The sequence below is a fragment of the Pyxidicoccus sp. MSG2 genome (assembly GCF_026626705.1).
Lineage (GTDB): Bacteria > Myxococcota > Myxococcia > Myxococcales > Myxococcaceae > Myxococcus.
Map to the genome: position 1 here is coordinate 368,066 of NZ_JAPNKC010000001.1, position 18,362 is coordinate 386,427.

Sequence of the window (18,362 nt, forward strand, 5' to 3'; positions counted from 1 at the left end):
CGCGCTACATCACCAACCCACCATTCACGCGCAGCACGTCGCCGACCACGTAGGCGCTCTCCGGCGAGGCCAGGAAGAGCGTGGCGTTGGCGACGTCCTCCACCGTCCCGAGCCTGCGGATGGGCGTGGCCTGGATGAACCCCTCGCGGACACCCGGACGCTTCATCAGCCCCTCCACCATCTCCGTCTCCACGAAGCCCGGTGCCACGCAGTTCACCCGGATGCCATGCGGCCCGAGCTCCCCCGCCAACGTCTGGGTCAACCCGATCAAGGCCCCCTTGGAGGCCGCATACGGCACCTGTCCCGCGCGACCCCGGATTCCGGCGGTGGAGGACATGTTGATGATGGCGCCACGCCCCTGCTTCATCATGGGGCCGATGACCGCCTGACAGCAGGCGAGCGCGCCGTAGAGGTTGACGTCCAACGTCTCGCGCCAGGCCGCGGCCTGCATCATCATCAGATGCCCATCCCGGCTGATGCCGGCGTTGTTCACGAGCACATCGATGCGGCCGAAGTGGGAGAGCGCCGCGTCCCGGAGCTGTCCGGGCACGTCGGGGTTCGCGACGGAGCCGGGCACCAGCACGCAGCGCCGCCCCTTCGCCTCCACCTCCGCGGCGGCCTGTTGCGCGGCCTCCGTGTTGCTCCCGTAGTTGAGGACGATGTCCGCTCCCTCGGAGGCGAAGGCGAGGGCAATGGCCCTGCCAATGCCACGCGAGCCCCCGGTGATGATGACCGCCTGCTGCTGGAAACGCTGGCGTGCTGCCTGGGATTCACTCACCACAGACCTCCGGTGGCTGACAGGCGCTGTCCCGTCGTGAGATTCGCCGCGCTCGAGACCAGGAAGAGCGCGGCCTCTGCGATTTCCTCCGCGCTCCCGGGTCTCCCCAGGGGACCCAGCTCGCCGTCGAGCCGCTCGCGCTGCGCGGGGGGAAGTTGCTCGGCCTCTTCCGCGAGGAGGTGGACCGCCAGGGTGTTCACGGAGATTCCGTGCCGCGCCACTTCGTTCGCCAACGAGCGGGTCATCGCGGAGAGGCCTTCGGCGGCCACCCGGCTCGCGCCTCCGTGAGCGACATCCAGGAGGTTGAGGATTCGCCCCGAGCGCTTGCGCATCATCGGACGGATGACCTCCTTGCAGAACCAGGCCGTGCCGCTCAACTGGCGCTCGATCAATGTCTTCCACTGCGCCGCGGCCAGGTCGCGCAGCCTGCCGGGCTCGCGGCTCAAGGACGCGTTGACGAGCAGGTCGAGGCCTCCCAGCTCCGTGGTGACGCGACGGACCACCGCGCCCACCGCCTGGGGATCCGAAAGCTCACAGGCCATGGCGAGCTCCGCACCGAGCGCCCTGGCGAGTGCCGTCGCCTCCGCCTCGTGCTCCGGCAGGAACACCAGGGCCAGACGCGCACCCGCCCTGCCGAGGCGTCGCGCAATGGCACTGGCGATGGGCTGTCCCGCGCCGGTGACAATCACCACCTGCTGGTGGAGCAAACCCTCGACGAACGGCGTGACTGTTTCCGCGCTACTCATTGGGCCCTGAACCTCTCTGGGAAAGCACCATGAAGCCGCTTGCGACCGGCACCGCTCCAATCCAGGCCTTGACCTCGACCCGGACCGTGGTCCGCCACCGCTTGAGAATGCTGGCTTCCATCCGCAGCACACTGGCGGCCGGAATGGCTGTATGAAATGTCATTGCCTCGATACCGCCGAGATACCAGACCGACGCGGCCTCGCCGTCTCGCCCGCGCAGGAGCAGGATGGCCACCTGCCCCAGTGCATCCACCAGCAGGCAGGAGGGCAGCGTGGGCTGCGCGTCTCCGAAGCGCTCGAGCAGCACCTCGTTGGCGGAGACCTGCTTGAGCGCCCTGCCAAAGCCCGGGGAGAGCTCCTCCACGGAGTCGACCAGGAGCATGGGAAACCGGTGAGGCGTTCCCCCATAGATGCGAGCCATGGAGTGCTCACTCATGGGTGGCACCTGCGCAACACCACGGCCAGGGCACTGCCCTCTCCCCCCAGGGCGGTGACCAGCACCCACTCGGGCTCGAGGCGCCGCGCCGCACCGGATATCAGGTTGAGCTGACATCCAGGCGTGGGGTGTGTCCTTCCCGCAATGCCTGGCACCCAGCCGGTGTCTACGGCCAGCGCGCCCAGCAGGACGGCCAGCGTCCCCGCTGCGCTGAAAGTCTCTCCGAGGACCGCCTTGGGACAGGTCACCGGAATCCGTGCCGCGTGGGCACCGAGGGCCTCGTGCAGCCCGCGGTACTCCCAGCCGTCGAAGTCCCTGTGGCCGTTCGCGCCGGAGAAGACAGCTCCCAGTTGTTCGGGCTCGATTCGGGCGGTGCGCACCGCGTCCCTCACCGCGCGGGCCAGTGTGCGGGCCTGCTCCGTGAGCGGGCCACCCCGGTGCCCGGTGCCCGTCAGCTCTGCATAGACGTGCGCGCCGCGCTTCCGGGCCTGCGTGAGTTCCTCCAGCACGAGCGTGCACGCCGCCTCGCTGACGCGCATCCCGTCCGATTCCTCGGTGAAGGGTTGCGCCGCTCCCCGGCGGCGGAGCCATCCCTGGAGCGACAGTCCCTCGATGAGCCTCGAGCTGAGCGTGTCCGCACTGCCCACCACCATCCGCTCGGCCTGGCCCGCTTCGATTTGCTGGCAGCCGAAGCGAATCGCCTCCAGGCCCGCGGCCCACCCCGAGCACAAGGTCGCGTTGGGTCCGCGAAGGTCGTGCACCATGGAGATGTAGCCCGTGGCCGCGTTGGTGACCGTGTTCTGGAACACCAGCGGGTTTCCGTAACGAGCGCCCCGCTCCAGGATGCCCGCCAGATACTCCTCGTTGGTGGGCAGGCAGCCGTAGCCCGAGCCGAACGCGATGCCTGTCTGGTGCGGCTCCCCGGGCGCGGCCTCGAGCCCGGAATCCTCGATGGCGAGGGTGGTGGCGGCGAGCGAGATTCGCCCGAGCCGGTCCATGTGCCGCACCTGGGCGGGCTGCTTCTCGAACGCCGCATCTGGAATCCGCTCCAGCGCGGATACGGAGGGCTCCGGTGTGCCGGCAGGCTCGGCGTCGCCTCGCGGGAAGAGCTCCCAGAGGGCCGCGTGGCCAGCGGCCCGTGGGCATACCGCGCCGAGTCCACTGATGACGATGTTCCGGCTCATCGGACCACCCTCCCCGCTTCCGGCAGGCGGCGGGCGACGAGGGCGACATTCGCCCCGCCGAACGCGGACTTGGTGCTCATCAGGACGTCGATGCGCCGGGCGCGCCCCTCGCCTCGCACCACGTCGACGTCGCACCTCGGATCCAACTCCTCGCACTGGAGTGTGGGAGGGATGAAGTCGCGCTCCATGCCCAGCACGGAGCCGATGAGCTCCAGCACGCCCGATGCCCCCAGGGTATGACCGAAGTAGGGCTTGAGGGAGTTGACCGGCAGCGACGCGGTCCGCTCGCCGAAGACGCGGCGCAGGGCATGACACTCCGCGGGGTCATTGGCCGGCGTACCGGTGCCATGGAGGTTGACGAAGTCGATCTGGTCCGTCGTCAGGCCTGATTGTCGCAACGCGAGGGTCATCGCCTGCTGCAGCCCCCGGCCCTCCGGGTGGGGGCTGGTGGGGTGGTGGGCATCACCGGCCGTTCCCCAGCCGCACAGCTCCGCGTGGATTCGCGCGCCCCGCTGGAGTGCGTGGTGCAGCTCCTCGAGCACGAGGATTCCCGCTCCTTCTCCCAGCACCATCCCATTGCGTCGGTGGTCGAACGGACGGCACACGGTGGGTGTCATGGCGCGCAGGACGGAGAAGCCACTGAAGCTGAGTTGCGTCAGCGCGTCCGCGCCCCCCGCCAGCATCACCGGGGCCCGGCCATGGCGGATTTCGTCCAGGGCGCGGCCGATGGCGAGGCTGCTGGAGACGCAGGCCATCGTCACGGTGGAAAGGACGCCGCCCAGTCCGAACCGGGCCGCGACGTTGCGGGCAATGGAGGAAAAGGGGAGCTCCCCGAAGAGCGTCCGGCGAGTCGCCTCGCTTCCGGAGCGCATGAACCGTTCGAGGGAGAGCGCCGGTCCGCGGCTCGTGCCGAGCATCACCCCCGCCTCCTCTCTCCAGCCCGCCTGTGATTCGAGGCCGCTGTCCCGGAGGGCCTGCTCCGCGGCATGGAGGGCCAGCTGTGACACCCGGTCCACCCCCTCGGCGGAGAATCCAGGCAGGTCCACCTCTCCCGCGGAGTACGCCCGTCCCTCGATGCCGAACTGGCGGGACTCGCGGACGCCACTGCGACGCTCCAACAGGGCTTGCGCGAGCTCTCTGGAGGACAGCGCATTGGCCGCGGTCACCCCGAGGCCCGTGATGACGACCCGATGTGTGCTCACGAGGTGGCCTCCAGGGGCACATGTGCTGCTCTGTCCACCAGACCGTCATGGCCTGGAATGATGTGGCGGTACTCGCTCAGGAGCTTCCTGCGTGTATGGCTATAGAGCTCGACGTCCTGGGCCAGCTGGAGTTCCCGCTCGGCATTCTCCAGCAAGGTCTTGCGGGTGAAGAGTGCATCCCCCGCGACGAGGATCTTCCTCGGCGCGTCCTCGCTCCCTGTCTGGGCACGGTGCGCGACGACGGAGATGTGGCCGTGGGTATGCCCCGGAGTGGGGAGCACCTCGACCTCCTCGGTGAGCCAATGACTGCCATCGACGGGGACGAAGCGTGAATCCTGCTCGAGCACCCGGTTGTAGAACTCGATGTTTCGAGTCACCTCGCGCACGATGGACCGGACGTAGAAGTCCTTCACCGTCTGGTAGTTCTCGCGCAGCAGCGCCGAGGTAGTCGCCTTCCCGGGAGTGCCATCCTGGTGATAGGCCCTGATGAAATGCGCGTTCTCGATGAAGTCCTTGGCGCCCACGATGTATCGCGCATTTCGAAACAGCAGATGGTTGCCGCAGTGGTCGTAATGCAGGTGGGTGGCGACGACCACGTCCACGTCATCAGGGGTCAGCCCCCGCTCCTTGAGTGCCAGCACCAGCCGGTCCGCGTCGTCGCGCAGGCCGCTGTCCACCAGGATGTTCCGCTTCTGGGATTGCACGAGGGTGACCGTGGATCGCAGCCGCGGAAATCCACTTCCCTGGATGAGCACATTCAAGAGCATGGTGAGGTGTTTCCTTGCGACTAGGAGCCCAGCATCAGTTCGCCGTCAGCGACGAGTTCTTCGCCCACCCGTGCTTCGACCTTCACCTGATGGACGGTGCCGAGGCTCTTGAGGTGCGTGGCCCGAACGCGGAGCTGATCTCCAGGGACCACCGGGCGGCGGAAGCGCATCCGCTGGATGTTCGCCATCACCCCCGGGCGTGCTGGCTTCGAGGGTGTCTGTTCCGCCCCCTCCGCCTCGGGGAGACCCCGGGTGCGAAGCATGACGCCTGCCACCTGGGCCATGGACTCGACAATCAACACGCCCGGCATGATGGGGTGCTCGGGAAAGTGCCCCTGGAAGAAGGGCTCGTTCGCCGTGACGCACTTGATTCCCTCGGCGAACACGCCGGGCTCCAGGCTGTCGATCCGGTCGACCATGAGCATCGGATAGCGATGCGGCAGGAGCTTGAGGAGCTCCTGGATACCGAGCCCGGACGACGGCGCTTCCGCCTGCGCGCTATGCACCTGCGGCCTTCCTTCCGCCTTCGGAGATCAACCGGCTGACCAGCGCCGCGAGCGTATTGATGGAGCGGAACTCCTTCGCGACGCTGTCGTCCGCGATGATGACGCCCCACTTCTCCTCGATGCCGACCACGATTTCCAACGCCTCGACGCTGTCGAGTCCCAGGCCGCCAGCCTCACCACCCTGCGAGTCACCACCGAACAGCGGTGCCCCATCCGGGATGGTCGCGGGGTCGATGCTCAGCCGCAGGCGGTCCACGATCATGGCCTTCAAGCCGTCCTTCAGTTCTTCGATACCGGATTGCATCAGCATCTCCTCATGTTGAAAACCCAACGTACAGAGGTCCTCTGACATCAGGTGCTCAACTGGGTGAATGTGACGCCAGGTTCAACTTCTCGAAATCCAAGACAGACCATCCGCAGCTCATCGAGGGTTGAGGGGCGCATCCGGGCGAAGGCTCAGGTGGATGCCCGGGCTCGTGTCACTCGCGCGTCCCGTGCCCATGCATTGGGCACGGTCATGAATCCTCCTCCCCTGCCCCCGAACCTCGAGTCGCGCCGCTCTCAGATGTTCCCCGTCCTGGACGCCCGGGACCGCGAGCGCATGCAGCGCTTCGGTGAGGTCCGGCACTTCCGTGATGGGGAGTGCCTCGTCGCAGCCGGGCAGCCGAGCCCCGGGATGCTCGTGCTCGCCCAGGGCCGCGTGGCCATCTCCCGGCGCGATGGCCTGGGACACTCGATTCCCATCGTGGAGGAGGGCCCGGGACAGTTCCTCGGCGAGGTGGCCCAACTCTCCGGACGCCCCGCGCTCGTCGACGCTCACGCGGTGGGCGAAGTGGAGGCGCTGGTCATCCCCCCGCACGGGCTGCGGGCGCTACTCGTGGCAGAGGCGGACCTCGGTGAGCGCATCATGCGCGCCCTCATCCTGCGCCGCGTGGGCCTGATCGAGACAGGTGCCGGTGGGCCCGTCCTGGTGGGTCCACCCGAGAGCGCGGGTAGGGTTCGCCTGGAGGGTTTCCTCTCGCGCAATGGCCACCCGTACCGCGCGCTGGACCCGGCGCAGGGCGGCGAGGCGACCTCGCTGCTCGAGCGCTACTCGCCCCGCGCGGAGGAATTCCCGCTCGTGGTGTGCCCCGATGGCTCGGTCCTGAAGAACCCCTCGGAGCGCACCATCGCCCGAGCGCTCGGCCTGCTCCCGGAGGGGGCCTTCGAGACGCTCTATGACGTCGCCGTGGTGGGCGCGGGTCCCGCGGGGCTCGCCACCGCCGTGTACGCGGCCTCCGAGGGGCTGCGGGTGCTCGTCCTGGATCAGCGGGCCTTCGGGGGGCAGGCAGGCGCGAGCTCGCGCATCGAGAACTATCTGGGCTTCCCCACCGGCATCACCGGCCAGGCGCTCACCGGGCGCGCCTTCGTGCAGGCGCAGAAATTCGGCGTGGAGATGGCCATCCCGGCGGAGGTCGCCTCCCTGCGCTGCGTGGCCTCCGGCGCGCCACTCACGCTCGAGCTGACCGACGGGTGGAAGGTGCGCACGCGGACCGTGGTGGTGGCCAGCGGCGCACGCTACCGCCGTCCCGCGCTCGCGAACCTCGACCAGTTCGAGGGCCGTGGGGTCTTCTACTGGGCCAGCCCCATCGAGGCGCGCATGTGCGACGGCGAGGAGGTCGTGCTCGTCGGCGGTGGCAACTCCGCGGGCCAGGCGGCCGTGTTCCTCGCGGGCCACGCGCGTCGGGTCCGCGTGCTCGTGCGCGGCCGGGCGCTCGCCGCGAGCATGTCCAGCTACCTCGTCGAGCGCCTGGCCGCGTCCCCTCGCATCGAGCTGATGATGGAGACGGAGATGGTGGGGCTGGAGGGCTCGGACGAGCGCGGCCTGCAGCGCGTGCGCTGGCGGCACCGGCCTGGCGGGCGGGAGGAGGAGCACGACGTGCGCCACCTCTTCCTCTTCATCGGGGCGGACCCGGCCACGGAGTGGCTCGCGGGCTGCGGTGTGGCGCTGGATGCGAAGGGATTCGTGCGCACGGGCGCGGCGCTCGGCGAGAAGCCTCTCCAGGCGGAAACCTGGGAGGACACCGGGCGGGCGCCGTTCGCGTTCGAGACGAGCCTGCCCGGCGTGTTCGCCATCGGCGACGTGCGCTCGGACTCCGTCAAGCGAGTCGGCGCGGCCATCGGCGAGGGCTCGGCCGTGGTGGCGCAGCTGCATGCCTACCTGGCCTCCGCCGCCACGTCTGAATCCGGGCGCGCCAGCACGCGCGGGCCGTCCGGGACGGTGCACCCGGACGAGGGGTTGCAGCATGCGTGAAGGGCACCGTGTTTGGATTGCCTGGCACAGGGGGGACTTCGCGCTACTTCGGCCGCAGCGTGAACGCCGCCACGCGCTGCGCGGTGCCGAGCGGATCGAGTGCGGCGGTGATGTTGAGATTGAGTCCGGGAAAGCCTGGCTGGACTCCCTGCCACGCGGACGCGACGGCGTCCCCGACGGAGAAGTGGATCGCCCGGTCCTTGATCGCCTTGGTGATCTCCTCCACCGTGCAGTCGTCCTTGAGTGTCACGGTCCCACCCTGCGCGCGGATGTCCTCCACGAGCTTCAGGGTGTTGGTCCGCGACGGCCCCAGGTTCACGACGCACATCATCTGGACGTCCGGCCACTTCTTCACGGTGTCGATGAACTGCGCGCGCGAGCCGCCGACGAGTCCCTTCAGGTCGTACTCGCCACGGCCTGAGTACAGGATGTTCGTGAACAGCAACTCCGTGGGACTGGTCCACTCCACGGCGGGGGCGGTGGGGTCGGCGCTGAGGTTCGCCTGCCCCGAGAGCGCGACGTCGAAGCGGTCTTCCTTGAGCGCGGCATACAACGCATCGAGTCGGGCCCGCTCCGGATCTCCGGACGCAGTGACTTCGATGCGGACCCACTCGGCGCGCAGCCCCTTTCCGGGCGCGTAGCCGGAGTAATAGCTGCGGATGATGGCGGTCAACTGGTTGCCCAGCTCCCATTCCAGTCCGGTCAGCTCGCCATTCGCGCCGTGATAGACGTACGGAGGACCCTCGGCATAGCCGAAGCGCAGGACCCCTCTCGTGAGGACCCGGGACAGCGTCCCCAACTCCACGTCCACCCAGCCTCCCGTCTCGCTCGCCGGGATGAACTTCGGTTCGACGCCGAGATACGAGCGATACAGGTCCCGGTAGTCACGCGGGTTGGCGAAATAGGCCGTGAGCGCGGCATTGAAAACGCTGTTGAGCTGCGAGCGATTGCCGTTTGGAGAAATCATTGTCATGCGAGCGTAGCCCGTGCCGTGACGACGGAGCAATGCGGGGACTGGCGAGGACTACGCCGTGGGCTCGAAGCTCGATGCCCTTCAGGGCCGCCTCGTCGAGCACCGGCTGGAGCTGGGCCTCGGCGGGCAGCCCACGCAGCGCTCCGACCGGGAGGACCAGCCCCGTGCCCGACGACGGCCGCGGCCCCCCGTTGGCAGTGCGCCCATCCGTCTTGCTAGGCTCGGGGGATGGGGAGGAGTCGGAAGATCGAGCTGTCGTGGCGATGTAGTACCTGCCAGCACGTGAATCTGGGCCGGCACACGGCCTGCCAGAACTGCGGCGACCCCAAGGACGCGTCGGAGAAGTACGAGATGCCGTCGAACACCGTGGCCGCCGCGACGGTGACGGATCCGAAGTTGTTGCGGCTGGCGAACGCGGGCGCCAACTGGCGCTGTGCGTACTGCGGGAGCGACCAACGCAGCCTCGACGGCCATTGCAACCGCTGTGGCGCAAGCCCCCAGCCTCCAGCGGCAACCGTGGCCCAGGCTGGCGCTCCGCCCCCACAGCAGCAGGTGTCGATGCGGGTGTGGCGCTCCCTCTCCGCACTGCGCACGCGGTGGTTGGGGATTCCCCGGTGGCTCTGGCTGCTTGCGGCCGTGGTGTTGCTGGCCGGCGGCGTATGGTGGCTGACGGCCCCCCGGGTGCTCTCGGTACGGGTCCAGGGCGTCACGTGGGCGCACCTGGTGCACGTGGAGCGCAAGAGCCTGTACCACCGCGAGGGCTTCGCGGAGGCCCGGCCCTCGGACGCGTTCAACATCCGGAAGCGCGGAGAGCGATTCCACCACACCGAGAAGGTGTTGGATGGCTACGACACCGAGTCCTACACCGAGCAGGTCGAGTGCGGGCAGGACTGCACGTCCACTCCGGAGAGCTGCCAGGAGGTGTGCACGGACGACGGCAACGGCTTCGCCTCGTGCTCGCAGTCGTGCTCGGGGGGAGGGCAGAGTTGCACGACACGCTATTGCCCGGAGATGCGCACGCGCGAGGTGCCGCGCTACCGCGACGAGCCGCGCACGAGCATGTGGTACGCGTGGGACGTCTGGGAGTGGCATTGGAACCGGACGGCGCAGGCGACGGGAGAATCCCTCGAGATGCGCTGGCCCGGTCCCGACGAGGTGCGGCTCCGCCAGGGGTTGGCGCCCGGTGAGGACGAGCGCGAGCGTCGCGAGGCGAACTACATGGTGCTGTTCGCGGACGAGGAGGGCCGGTCGCTGACCTACAAGGCCAGGGACCCGGAGGACCTGGCCCGCTACTCCGTGGGCACCACGTACTCGATGCGAGAGATGCGCCGGGGCTCCAGCGAGGTCCAGCCCCTGCCCGAGGGAGGATAGTCGACAGGCGTGTTTGGCATTGTTGCACCTGGCGTGGCACCCGGCCTGGAGGCCAGGGAGAAGACGCTGGCGGTGCTCGTCCCTGGACACTCTTCGCGGCGTGAGCGGGCCAAAGGCAGCGCAAAGGGTGGCGCACCACCAGACGCCTGCCATGGCGGCCGTGCCGGGAGGACCGGTTTCTGCTCCTGGCCCCTCCCGGCAGGGGGCGGCAGCCGTGATACCTTCGCCCGACCATGAAGGTACTCGTCGTCAACGTCGGCTCGACCTCTGTCAAATACAACCTCTATGAGATGGACACCGAGGCCCGTCTCGCCGCGGGACGCGTCGAGCGCGTGGGCACCGCGGAGGCCCTGCACGTCCACGAAGCGGGCAGCGCCCCGGTCGACGGGCGGGCCATCCAGGACGCGCTGCGCGCCATTCTCGCCCATCTGACGCGCGCCGGCGGCCCCCTGCCTGACGCGAGCGCGCTCGCGGCGGTGGGCCACCGCGTCGTCCACGGGGGCGAGCGGCTCATCGCCCCGACGCCGGTCGACGCCAAGGCCGAGGCCATCATCGAGGAGTGCGCACGCTACGCCCCGCTCCACAACCCGGCGAACCTCGCTGGCATCCGCTCGGCCCGTGAGGTCTTCCCCTCGGTGCCACACGTCGCGGTCTTCGACACCGCGTTCCACGCGCAGCTTCCGCCCCAGGCCTACACGTACGCCGTTCCGCACGAGCTCTATCTGTCCAAGGGCGTGCGCCGCTATGGCTTCCATGGCCCGAGCCACCAGTTCATGGCCCTGTCCGCGGCCGAGCACCTCAAGACGGACCTGTCGCGGCTCAAGCTCATCACCTGCCACCTCGGAGGCGGCGCCAGCATCGCCGCCATCGAGCGCGGTGTCTCGGTGGAGACCTCCATGGGCATGACGCCGCTGGAAGGGCTCGTCATGGGCACGCGCGCCGGAGACCTGGACCCTGCCGTGCCGCTGCTGCTGGCGAAGGATGGCCTGTCGCCGGAGCAGATAGACACCCTGCTCAACCGCCAGTCGGGCCTCGCGGGCCTGTCCGGCGTCAGCGCCGACTTCCGTGACGTGCAGCAGGCCGCGGAGGCCGGCAACCCGCGCGCGCGCCTCGCCATCGACGTGTTCGTCCACCGCATCCGCAAGTACATCGGCGCGTACGCCGCCGTGCTGGGCGGGGCGGATGCGCTCGTGTTCACCGGCGGCATCGGTGAGAACTCCGCGCTGGTGCGCAGCCGCGTGTGCGAGGGGCTGCTCTTCATGGGCGTCTCCCTCGACGAGCGGGCCAATGAGACCCAGCGCCCCGCGGACCATGGGGGCATCGTGGAGGTCTCCGCACCGCGCGCCCCCACGCAGGTGCTGGTGGTGCGCACCGACGAGGAGCGGATGATTGCCCGCGAGGTGATGCGCTGCCTGGTGGGGCCCACGGCCACCCTTCGCAGCGTGCGCGCACGGCCGATTCCCGTGGGCGTCAGCGTGCGCCACGTCCACCTCAGCCGCGCCGACTGCGACGCGCTCTTCGGCCCGGGGTATGAGCTGACGAACAAGCGCGACGTCACGCAACCCGGGCAGTACGTCACCCGGGAGACCGTGGACCTGGTCGGCCCCAAGGGAGAAATCCAGCGCGTCGCCATCATCAACCCGCTGCGCAAGCAGACCCAGGTGGAGCTGGCGCGGACCGACGCCTTCACGCTCGGCGTGACACCGCCCCTGCGCGAGAGCGGCAAGCTCGAAGGGACGCCCGGAATCACCCTGCGCGGCCCGGCGGGCACCGTCACCATCCTGAGCGGCGTCATCCTCGCGCTCCGGCACGTGCACATGAGCCCCGAGGAGGCGCGCACGTTCGGAGTCCAGGACCGCAACGTCATCCAGGTGCGCGTCGAGGGCGAGCGCGAGATGACGATGGGAGACGTCCTCGTCCGCGTCCATCCCGACTTCCGTCTCGACATGCACGTCGACACCGACGAGGCGAACGCCGCGGGGTTGACCAGCGACAGCGTCGTCGCGTTCAGCGGCGTACAGGCGGGTACGTCCTGAGAGTGGGCGTCAGTCGCGGTACAGCTCGGTGCCGGCACCGTCGAGGTGCCGCACGCGCACTCTCGATAGAAGCTCGAGCGGCATGAGCCGCGCGTTGACGCCCATCCGGTCGCGCGCCGGGTCCAGCGCCGCCCAGTGCGAGACACAGCCGCAGTGGGCGCAACGATGGAAGGCAATCTTCTGCTCGCCCCACTGGTAGGTGTCCTGGGCAGACCCTTCCGTGCGAACGCGGACCTGCTGGAGCGAGTAGTACGCCCACAGCACGCCGTAACGTCGACAGATGGAGCAGTTGCAGTCGGTGACCTGGGTGGGCTCGGTCTGCACTTCAATCGACACGCGACCGCAGTGACATGTGGCGAGAATCATCATTGGCTCCATACGGAAGAGTCGGCGGCTGCGTCTTGCAGGCTGTCCGCTTCGAGCCGAGAGCTTAGCGACGGAGACCGCGACGTGTCCGGTCCCCGGGTGTGGGTCCCCCTGTAGTAGAACTCCCGCGCAACCCTGTCAGCCCGCGCGGCTGATGCACGCGTAAAGGCCGTCCATGGCATCCCTGAAACAGCTGGCGTTCCGGATGGCGCGGTCCCCCGCCTCGGGCTCCCTGGTCCGCTTCGGCTTCGCGCACGTGGACCGGCTCCTGCCGCTCACCACCCTGGACCGCTCGGAGCTCGCCGCCCTCTACCGCCACCCGCGTCCCTGCTACGGAAGCTTCCACCACCTCGCCGTTCCCCTGCGCGCCGTGCCGGATGTCTTCGCCCTTGCCCACCCTCGCCATGCCGGGCTGCGCGCCAACCTCTTCGCGCTCATCGCCAGCGCCCAGCGCAGGGCTGCCTCTTCAGTGCTCGTCAACGCGGGCCCCCGGCAGGACGTCGGACAGGTGCACTTCCACCTCACGGACGGCTCGCCCTTCAGCGACGCCGTGCGCTCGGAGCGCCTCACCTGGCCGGACTGGGACGAGGCCATCCGCGCACTGGCCTCCGTCCCCGACATCCTCGATCGCTACAGCGCCGGAATGTCCCTGCTGCAGGACGCGGGAGACCCCCGCGTGCGCCTCATCTGACGCTGCCGCGCGGCGCCGCCGTGGGGGACCAGAAGCCCGCCAGCGCACCCGAAGCGTGGGCCTCGGTGTAGCGGCGCAGGTCCTCTCCGTTGTCCACCTCCAGCCAGCCAGACGCGATGGGCACGGCGTGAATCGCCATGCCCTCGGAGATGAGGTCCTGGAGGAAGGCCGTCATCGAGGTGTTCCAGTACCGGGCGTCCTCGGCCACGCGGCGGTCGAAGCGCTCATAGAGTGAGTGCAGGACGCCGGGCCCGAAGCGCAACAGCCCGAGGTACTGCCCCTGCACCTGCTCCACCGAGCGCACCCGCGAGCCGATGTCGATGATGCGCTCGCCTTCCAGACGCAGCGACTCGCAGTCCGTCGTGGGGTCCTCCATCCGCAATTCCCAGAGGCGGCGCCACTGCGTGTCGATGGCGACGTCGAGGTCGTGCGACGCGGCCAGCATCGCGGCGAGCACCTCGCGCGAGAAGACGATGTCTCCATAGGCGACGATGACCGGCTCGCTCCGGGACAGCACGGGCAGGCTGAAGCGCAGCGTGGCAACCATGTTGCCGGTGGTGTAGGCCGGGTTCACCACCACGCGCACGTCGCGCCCCTCTTGAATCTGCTCGGGGTACGCGCCAGCCATCACCGTGACGTCGACACCGAAGTGCCGGTACACGGCCAGCTGGTGGTCGAGCAACGGCGCTCCCGCCAGCTCCACGAGACACTTCGGACGATTCGCCGCCAGCGGACCCATGCGGGTTCCCAGCCCCGCGGCCAGAATGATTGCTCTCACAGGAAGGACGCCTCCATGTATTCGAGGACTGCCGGAAGGTGACGGGGCTCGCGCTCGGGGTGCCAGAGAACGCCGAGCGAGCGCCGCTCCGCGCTCGCGAAGGCCTCCACGACGCCGTCCTCCGAGCGCGCGACGATGTCCCACCCCTCGGGGATGGAGCCCGCCTCCACGCCCCAGTGGTGGAAGCTCGCCACGTCCGCCGGGCCCCTCCACGCGTCGGCGAGCGGGCCCCTCAGCGCGTGGCGCACGCGCACGTGGGACTCGACGCGCACCAGCCGCATCCCCGCGGCCAGCGCAAGCATCTGCGCGCCCCGGCACACGCCGAGCAGCGGAGTGCCCGTCCGGGCGGCGAGCGCCATCAGGACCGACTCCGTCTCGTCCCGCGCGGGGACGCGGTCCTGTCCCGTCCCCGGCGCGTCGTTGCCGCCGGTGAGGAGGACGAGCCCCGGGCGGAGGGCCTCGAACTGCGCGGCGGCCGCGGCGGCCACGTTCACCGCGGGGAACGGCATCCAGCCCGCCTCCCACAGACACTCGGCCCAGGATGCCTCCAGCGCATCTCGTGTCTCCGGCCGATCCGGGACGCAGTCACGGCGCTGGGTGACGAGGACGGCGCGGCGCTCACTCATGGACGAGCCTGCGCCCACCGCAGTCCAGCGTCATCACCCGCCCGCTCGCCAGCCGCCGGAGCTGCTCGCGGCCCACGCCGATGGCGGCGGGCAATTGCAGCTCGGTGCAGCGCACCGCCATGTGCGAGTTCGCGCCGCCATACGCCGTGACGATGCCGGCCACGCCGAGCGCGAGCAGGCCGTCATAGCCGGGGTCCGCGCGCTCCAGCAGCACGATGGTGCCGCGCACGCGCTCCGCATCCGGCAGCCCGTCCGCGACCAACACCGGCGCGCGCACGCACGCCTTCGTCACGAACAGGGGCTGCTCGTCGCTGCTCACGTGGAAGAGCAGGTGGTACGTGCGGATGAGGACGTCCGGCAGCTCGATGAGGTTGATGTCGGCGGCGTGCTCGCGGGCCTCGTCGATGGCGTCGCGGCACCGGGGCCGCGCCTCGGCCGCTGGCAGCCCCATGGCGGCCTCCACCTGCTCCAGCGACAGGTGCGCGAGGTCGTCCCGGCCCAGTCCCAGCGGCTCTCCCCAGTCGGCGATGTGCTCGAGCACCGCGCTGAGCGTGCGGGTGAACACGTGCTTGCCGTACTCCCGGCCGGAGACCGCCGCGCCGAGGTGCCCGAGAAACTCGTGGCTCGACAGCTCGAGCCCCGCGCCCCGGAGGCCCGCACCGATGCGCTCCAGGAGGCTTGGTGAGAGCGGCTCCTCGTGCCTGGCCAGCTCCTCGGTGCCCGAGATGAGCGGGCCGAAGTAGCGCTCGGGGTCCGCGGCATAGCGGGGCGTGCGCAGGTCGTAGGTGCCCGGGCGCAGGTGGCCGAACTCTGCGACGAGCGCCTCCAGGCTCAGCTCACCCCTCCGCACACGGAGCGCGTCCGCTTGCAGCTGCCCGGCCACCGTCCGGATGCGCTGGAGCACCTGACGCTGCTCTCCCGCGTCCAGCACGCCCTCGCGCACGAAGCTCTTGAGCAGCGCCGTCACCACGAACGCCGTGCGCGCCAGGTGCGCGAACGGGAGGGTGCCCAGCTCCCGCAGGCGCTCGAGGACGGGGCCGAGCCCACCTCCGAAGCCCGGCGCGAGCGGGGCGGCGCGCAGTTGCTCCACCCGCTCCAGCCAGGCGGGAAGGCCGCGGAGCCCGTTGAGCGTGAGGGCCCGCAGCGCCACGGCCAGCGCCTCCAGCTCCCCCTCCTCCACGTCGGACAGGTAGAGCCTCCGGAGCCGCTCGCGCAGGCCGAGGCTCGCGCACGTGTCGGCGATGTCGAACTCCACCTTGTCGTGCAGCTGGGGGTCCTCGGCGAGCCGGGCGAGCTGGGAGGAGACGAGGCTTGCCGCCACGTGCGCGGGCGTGACGGCCGGGATGAAGGAATTGAGGGAGGCCCGCACGTCCACGTAGGCATGCCCGGCGAAGTCCCGCAGGAGGGGTACGCCCCGCAGGTCCCGGTAGCCGTACTGCGCGCGCTGCTCCGCCCAGGTCCGGTCGGTGATGAGCCTGCCGTAGAGGGAGCGGGCCAGCGGCAGCGGGCGCCGACCAATCATCTCGGCGGGGTTCCAATCCGTCATCGTGCTGTAGACGGTCCCTTCGCCGACGACGGGCCCCCGGGGCGGGACGAGCTTCTGGTGCGCCGTGCAGGCATCGGCGAGGAGCCTCGCGCGGCGGACCTCGCTCCCCTCGGGGAGCCCTGTCCTGCGGGTGATGGGTCGCACCTGGAAGAGGTGGAAGTCACTGCCCGCCAGCGCGAACTCGAGGTCCAGCGTCTCCACGCCGGTGAGCTTCACCAGCTCGCGGCCCACCGTGACGACGCGGCGGAGCGAGCCCGGGAGCAGGCCCTTGGGGACGCCGTGCTCCACGTACGCGGAGGAGGGATTCTCCAGGGCCCCGGAGGTAATCTGGTCCGTGCGCCCGCTGTGACGGTCCGACGCCACCACCCAGTAGGACGCAAGCGTCTCCGGGTGCCGCGTCATCAGCACGCCGCTCTCGTCCACGGGGTGGACGTAGTCCTGGAGGAAGACCTTCTCGGACTCCGCCCCCCGGCCGTACGAGCCGAACACGTCCGAGATGGCGCGGCCGAGCGCCTCGGCGTCGCCCGCGTCCACGTCGAGCACCGAGAGGAAGCGCCCCGCATTCGACTCCGCCCACGCGTCCTCCGCCGAGCAGGAGGAGCGCACGACGACACGTGCGGTGCCGAAGCGCTCCCGCACGCGCCAGAGCACGCCGCCACGGTCCACCGCCCACTCCTGGCCCCGCACGATGAGCGGCCGGGAGATGCGCCACGGCCCGTGCAGCTCCGAGAGGATGTCGAGCGTGCGCGCCTTGTCACCCAGCAGGAGCCGGCCCACCGGGGCGAGCGGCTCGCTCGTGGCCTCGTCCTCGCGGAGCTCGAGGCGCACCACATCTCCCGAATTCCCGAGGCGCACCGCCACCGCGTCCAGGTCCCACCCCTCCAGCTCCCGGCGCACTGCCTGGGTCCGCCCGAGGATGAAGCGGCACTCGCCGCGCCAGGTGGCGATGACGGCGGAGGCGCCCCGCAGCGGCACGTGGAGCGCGCGCGGCCGCAAGAGCACCGTCCCCTTGAAGGCGAGCGTCAGCGGCGCACCGCCAAACGCCTCCGCGAGCGTGTCCAGGGTGCGCTCGGCCCAGGCGCGCATGGAGGCGTGCGCCGGTCCGATGGCGAGCACCCGGCAGTCGCGGATGCCTCCGGTAGGGAGGTCGAGGCGAAGCGTGGCGGTGTCGGATTCCCGGAGTGTCACGAGCAACCTCGCGCGAGCGGACGTGGAGCGCGCCGCGAGTGCGGCCTCACATTGCCGCCCCTGTCCACGTGTGGTGGATTCGATGCATGAGAACCTTCGCCACGGATGAGCGGCTCGCGTACCGCCGGGCGGGCAACGAGCTTCAGCCCCGCCCCTCCGAGGACCATGTCCTCTCCTACGAGTACCGGCTGATGCAGCTGCCGCTGGCTCGGCCCGACCACCCGGAGGTGGTGCCATACGACGTCAAGGCCGGCTACGACTGGATGGGCACCTACCGCGCGCCCCGCATCTCGCTGGTGGGCTTCGTGGACTTCGGCGCCTTCGCCCAGAGTCCCCAGTTCAACCGCTTCATGAATGCCGTCGCCATGACGGCCGCGGCACGCAAGATTGCGTGGGACATCGTCGAGCGGCGCAAGTACAGACACCACTTCACCATCTGCAACGGCCTCCACGAGCGGATGCCCGCGCAGGACATCGTCCCCTTCGTGAAGCAGCGGCTGGAGGGCTTCCCGCGCTTCCGCATCCAGGTGAAGGGCGGCTGGTTCTGGGGCAAGAAGAACGGCCGGATGTACTTCCCCGTCTACCCGGAGCTGACGGACGGCCCCAACCCGGTGGACCACCTCACTGCCATCCAGACGCGCCTGGAGCACTCGCTCCACCCCGGCTTCTACATCGGCTGTCTGCAGCTGACGGACCACCTGCGCTTCAACTCCGAGCTGGATGTGCACGAGGCGGACGAGCTGTTCAGCGTGCTCCAGCGCTTCCGCGAGACTGTCATCGTGGAGCTGGAGGTGAACGAGCTCACCATCCTGCGCACGCACGACGACCTCATCCTCAAGAGCCGCGCCATCGAGCGCGTGCCGCTGGCGGGTTGA

At 69.8% G+C, this 18,362-nt stretch carries 18 protein-coding genes; 5 read left to right on the forward strand and 13 right to left on the reverse strand.

Annotated features, from left to right (window positions below; genetic code table 11):
• Positions 1 to 4: 4 nt before the first annotated feature.
• From OV427_RS01605 to OV427_RS01640, 8 genes are read right to left on the reverse strand one after another with little or no spacing between them, the layout of a single operon-like run.
• Complete coding sequence (locus tag OV427_RS01605) at positions 5 to 778, reverse strand: SDR family NAD(P)-dependent oxidoreductase (protein WP_267854345.1); 774 nt, start codon at positions 776 to 778, stop codon at positions 5 to 7.
• Positions 775 to 1,524, reverse strand: a complete 750-nt coding sequence (locus tag OV427_RS01610; protein ID WP_267854346.1) for an SDR family NAD(P)-dependent oxidoreductase — start codon at positions 1,522 to 1,524, stop codon at positions 775 to 777. Before OV427_RS01610 ends, OV427_RS01605 begins: the two co-directional genes overlap by 4 nt.
• On the reverse strand, positions 1,517 to 1,945 hold the full coding sequence (locus tag OV427_RS01615) for a 3-hydroxyacyl-ACP dehydratase FabZ family protein (protein ID WP_267854347.1): 429 nt from the start codon (positions 1,943 to 1,945) through the stop codon (positions 1,517 to 1,519). The genes OV427_RS01610 and OV427_RS01615 overlap by 8 nt, the downstream gene beginning before the upstream one ends.
• Before the next feature lie 11 nt (positions 1,946 to 1,956).
• Positions 1,957 to 3,144 carry a beta-ketoacyl-[acyl-carrier-protein] synthase family protein gene (locus OV427_RS01620; protein ID WP_267854348.1) on the reverse strand — a complete coding sequence of 396 codons (1,188 nt, stop codon included), beginning with the start codon at positions 3,142 to 3,144 and terminating at the stop codon, positions 1,957 to 1,959.
• The gene (locus tag OV427_RS01625; protein ID WP_267854349.1) at positions 3,141 to 4,346 is read right to left on the reverse strand and encodes a beta-ketoacyl-[acyl-carrier-protein] synthase family protein; all 1,206 of its coding nucleotides are present in this window, start codon (positions 4,344 to 4,346) and stop codon (positions 3,141 to 3,143) included. The genes OV427_RS01620 and OV427_RS01625 overlap by 4 nt, the downstream gene beginning before the upstream one ends.
• Positions 4,343 to 5,113, reverse strand: coding sequence for an MBL fold metallo-hydrolase (locus tag OV427_RS01630; protein WP_267854350.1), 771 nt, complete (start codon positions 5,111 to 5,113; stop codon positions 4,343 to 4,345). The genes OV427_RS01625 and OV427_RS01630 overlap by 4 nt, the downstream gene beginning before the upstream one ends.
• A gap of 20 nt (positions 5,114 to 5,133) precedes the next feature.
• Positions 5,134 to 5,619 carry a 3-hydroxyacyl-ACP dehydratase FabZ gene (fabZ, locus tag OV427_RS01635; RefSeq protein ID WP_267854351.1) on the reverse strand — a complete coding sequence of 162 codons (486 nt, stop codon included), beginning with the start codon at positions 5,617 to 5,619 and terminating at the stop codon, positions 5,134 to 5,136.
• Entirely contained in the window at positions 5,612 to 5,923 is a 312-nt protein-coding gene (locus OV427_RS01640) for an acyl carrier protein (protein WP_267854352.1), read from the reverse strand. Before OV427_RS01640 ends, fabZ begins: the two co-directional genes overlap by 8 nt.
• Before the next feature lie 213 nt (positions 5,924 to 6,136).
• Here OV427_RS01640 and OV427_RS01645 point away from each other — a divergent pair, with 213 nt between their 5' ends.
• The gene (locus OV427_RS01645; protein ID WP_267854353.1) at positions 6,137 to 7,912 is read left to right on the forward strand and encodes an FAD-dependent oxidoreductase; all 1,776 of its coding nucleotides are present in this window, start codon (positions 6,137 to 6,139) and stop codon (positions 7,910 to 7,912) included.
• A gap of 43 nt (positions 7,913 to 7,955) precedes the next feature.
• On the opposite strand, the gene OV427_RS01650 is transcribed toward OV427_RS01645, so the two are convergent.
• Positions 7,956 to 8,879 (reverse strand): hypothetical protein, encoded by a 924-nt coding sequence (locus tag OV427_RS01650; RefSeq protein WP_267854354.1) that lies wholly within the window; start codon positions 8,877 to 8,879, stop codon positions 7,956 to 7,958.
• Positions 8,880 to 9,113: 234 nt separating this feature from the next.
• On the opposite strand from OV427_RS01650, the gene OV427_RS01655 reads away from it, so the two are divergent.
• On the forward strand, positions 9,114 to 10,256 hold the full coding sequence (locus OV427_RS01655) for a hypothetical protein (RefSeq protein ID WP_267854355.1): 1,143 nt from the start codon (positions 9,114 to 9,116) through the stop codon (positions 10,254 to 10,256).
• A gap of 233 nt (positions 10,257 to 10,489) precedes the next feature.
• Positions 10,490 to 12,292, forward strand: coding sequence for an acetate/propionate family kinase (locus tag OV427_RS01660; protein ID WP_267854356.1), 1,803 nt, complete (start codon positions 10,490 to 10,492; stop codon positions 12,290 to 12,292).
• Positions 12,293 to 12,301: 9 nt separating this feature from the next.
• Here the strand turns inward: OV427_RS01660 and OV427_RS01665 are convergent, their stop codons facing one another.
• Positions 12,302 to 12,658, reverse strand: coding sequence for a GFA family protein (locus OV427_RS01665; RefSeq protein ID WP_267854357.1), 357 nt, complete (start codon positions 12,656 to 12,658; stop codon positions 12,302 to 12,304).
• Positions 12,659 to 12,833: 175 nt separating this feature from the next.
• Here OV427_RS01665 and OV427_RS01670 point away from each other — a divergent pair, with 175 nt between their 5' ends.
• Entirely contained in the window at positions 12,834 to 13,349 is a 516-nt protein-coding gene (locus OV427_RS01670) for a hypothetical protein (protein ID WP_267854358.1), read from the forward strand.
• Here the strand turns inward: OV427_RS01670 and OV427_RS01675 are convergent.
• The 3 genes from OV427_RS01675 to OV427_RS01685 are packed head-to-tail and all read right to left on the reverse strand — an operon-like array spanning position 13,342 to position 17,487.
• Positions 13,342 to 14,127, reverse strand: coding sequence for a phosphocholine cytidylyltransferase family protein (locus OV427_RS01675; protein WP_267854359.1), 786 nt, complete (start codon positions 14,125 to 14,127; stop codon positions 13,342 to 13,344). The two genes, OV427_RS01670 and OV427_RS01675, sit on opposite strands and share 8 nt — an antisense overlap.
• Positions 14,124 to 14,753, reverse strand: a complete 630-nt coding sequence (locus tag OV427_RS01680) for a gamma-glutamyl-gamma-aminobutyrate hydrolase family protein (RefSeq protein WP_267854360.1) — start codon at positions 14,751 to 14,753, stop codon at positions 14,124 to 14,126. Before OV427_RS01680 ends, OV427_RS01675 begins: the two co-directional genes overlap by 4 nt.
• Positions 14,746 to 17,487, reverse strand: coding sequence for a PEP-utilizing enzyme (locus tag OV427_RS01685; protein ID WP_267854361.1), 2,742 nt, complete (start codon positions 17,485 to 17,487; stop codon positions 14,746 to 14,748). Before OV427_RS01685 ends, OV427_RS01680 begins: the two co-directional genes overlap by 8 nt.
• An 86-nt stretch (positions 17,488 to 17,573) precedes the next feature.
• Here OV427_RS01685 and OV427_RS01690 point away from each other — a divergent pair, with 86 nt between their 5' ends.
• On the forward strand, positions 17,574 to 18,362 hold the full coding sequence (locus tag OV427_RS01690; protein WP_267854362.1) for a hypothetical protein: 789 nt from the start codon (positions 17,574 to 17,576) through the stop codon (positions 18,360 to 18,362).

Bases quoted from the DNA above. Each gene is read 5' to 3' on its own strand.
- OV427_RS01630 (WP_267854350.1), bottom strand. From the start codon at position 5,113: ATGCTCTTGAATGTGCTCATCCAGGGAAGTGGATTTCCGCGGCTGCGA.
- OV427_RS01665 (WP_267854357.1), bottom strand. From the start codon at position 12,658: ATGATTCTCGCCACATGTCACTGCGGTCGCGTGTCGATTGAAGTGCAG.
- OV427_RS01650 (WP_267854354.1), bottom strand. From the start codon at position 8,879: ATGATTTCTCCAAACGGCAATCGCTCGCAGCTCAACAGCGTTTTCAAT.
- OV427_RS01610 (WP_267854346.1), bottom strand. From the start codon at position 1,524: ATGAGTAGCGCGGAAACAGTCACGCCGTTCGTCGAGGGTTTGCTCCAC.
- OV427_RS01645 (WP_267854353.1), top strand. From the start codon at position 6,137: ATGAATCCTCCTCCCCTGCCCCCGAACCTCGAGTCGCGCCGCTCTCAG.
- OV427_RS01620 (WP_267854348.1), bottom strand. From the start codon at position 3,144: ATGAGCCGGAACATCGTCATCAGTGGACTCGGCGCGGTATGCCCACGG.
- OV427_RS01655 (WP_267854355.1), top strand. From the start codon at position 9,114: ATGGGGAGGAGTCGGAAGATCGAGCTGTCGTGGCGATGTAGTACCTGC.
- OV427_RS01640 (WP_267854352.1), bottom strand. From the start codon at position 5,923: ATGCAATCCGGTATCGAAGAACTGAAGGACGGCTTGAAGGCCATGATC.
- OV427_RS01670 (WP_267854358.1), top strand. From the start codon at position 12,834: ATGGCATCCCTGAAACAGCTGGCGTTCCGGATGGCGCGGTCCCCCGCC.
- OV427_RS01680 (WP_267854360.1), bottom strand. From the start codon at position 14,753: ATGAGTGAGCGCCGCGCCGTCCTCGTCACCCAGCGCCGTGACTGCGTC.
- OV427_RS01690 (WP_267854362.1), top strand. From the start codon at position 17,574: ATGAGAACCTTCGCCACGGATGAGCGGCTCGCGTACCGCCGGGCGGGC.
- OV427_RS01660 (WP_267854356.1), top strand. From the start codon at position 10,490: ATGAAGGTACTCGTCGTCAACGTCGGCTCGACCTCTGTCAAATACAAC.
- OV427_RS01615 (WP_267854347.1), bottom strand. From the start codon at position 1,945: ATGGCTCGCATCTATGGGGGAACGCCTCACCGGTTTCCCATGCTCCTG.